The following is a 1,237-nucleotide window of genomic DNA, read 5'->3' as shown; positions in this document are numbered from 1 at the left end:
ATAAATGCCGAAAGTACCCGCGCCCGGCGCCGTGTCAGTCGCCGACAGGAAGACCGCCACAAAGCTGCCGTCTGCCTCACTGACCACTTTCGCCAGCTGCTGGTTACCGGCCGTTGCCGTGTTAATCAGGAACTCGCCGGTCAGCGCGGTACCGTCCGCCGCATACATCCGGCCCCAGACGCCGTAGCCGCTCTGATCCGGTCCGCTGGTGTCATTCGAGTCCCAGGTCACCACATAGTTGCCGTTATCCAGCGCGCTTACCGCTGGCGACGCCTGATCGCTGGTCAGAGTCTGGTTCGCCACGAAGCTGGTGACCACCGCATGGCTTGAGGGATCGTAAACCGATACGCCCACGTCGTAGCCGGTACCTTTGATCGTATAGGTAATAGCCACCTGGCCATTATCCAGCGTCGTGACCGACGGCAGCGGCTCCCACTCATAAATGAGCGCGTTAGCGTTCAGGCTGGTGGACGCCAGCACCGTTTCTGACGTCACCGGCGTGCCGCTGGCGTCATACTGGCGACCATAGACCACCCAGTTGCCGTTAAGGCTCGCTTCCCACACCACCATATAGCCGCCATCTTCCAGCGCAGCGATCGCCGGAACGCGCATTTTGCTGGCGGCGGTGCCGGAATCAACATTGTATTCCGCGCCGTCAGTCAGCACGCCGTTGACGTTACCCGCGCTGTCGTAGCTGTAGGTATAGCCCTGACCCTTGATATGGCCGCCGGAATCGGTACTCCAGACCACCTGGAAGCTGCCGTCCGCCAGCGCCGCCACCTGCGGCGTCAGCTGATCGCCCGCCGTGGTGGCGTTCACCGTGAACTCCGCCCCCACCGGCTGGCCCTTCGCGTCCAGCAGCTGACCCTTGATGCAGCTGCCCGAGCCGTCACCGCTTGCCGACTGCCACACCACGATCGCCCCGCCGTCCGGCAGCCCGGTGACCGAGGAGACCGTCTGTGCCCCGGTGGTGGTGCTGTTCACCGTGTACTCGGAGTAGAACGCTGCTTCCGGGTCGATCACGATACCCTCAACCCCGGTGCCAGATCCGTCCACGTTGTCCGACTGCCAGGTGACGTAGACGCTGCCGTCCGCCGTCAGCACCGCGTCGAAGATATGGGTGGCATCCACCGAGTCACCGCCGCTGCCCTGGTTTCCGGCCGTGGTGGTGTTCACCAGGAACTCCCGGCCCACCTTGTTATTCGCTGCGTCGAAGCGCTGCGCGTAGATGGCCGAA

1 protein-coding gene is annotated in these 1,237 nt (G+C 63.7%); it reads right to left on the bottom strand.

Features of this window, described 5'->3' with window-relative positions; translation table 11 throughout:
• Positions 1 to 1,237, bottom strand: a 1,237-nt coding sequence (locus tag AAH446_RS19645; RefSeq protein WP_342908352.1) for a hypothetical protein, incomplete at both ends; no start/stop codon positions are given.

This window comes from Erwinia psychrophila, assembly GCF_039023475.1.
GTDB lineage: Bacteria > Pseudomonadota > Gammaproteobacteria > Enterobacterales > Enterobacteriaceae > Erwinia.
The sequence above is the reverse complement of the archived record's forward strand: the minus strand, read 5'-3'. Positions and strand labels throughout refer to the sequence as shown.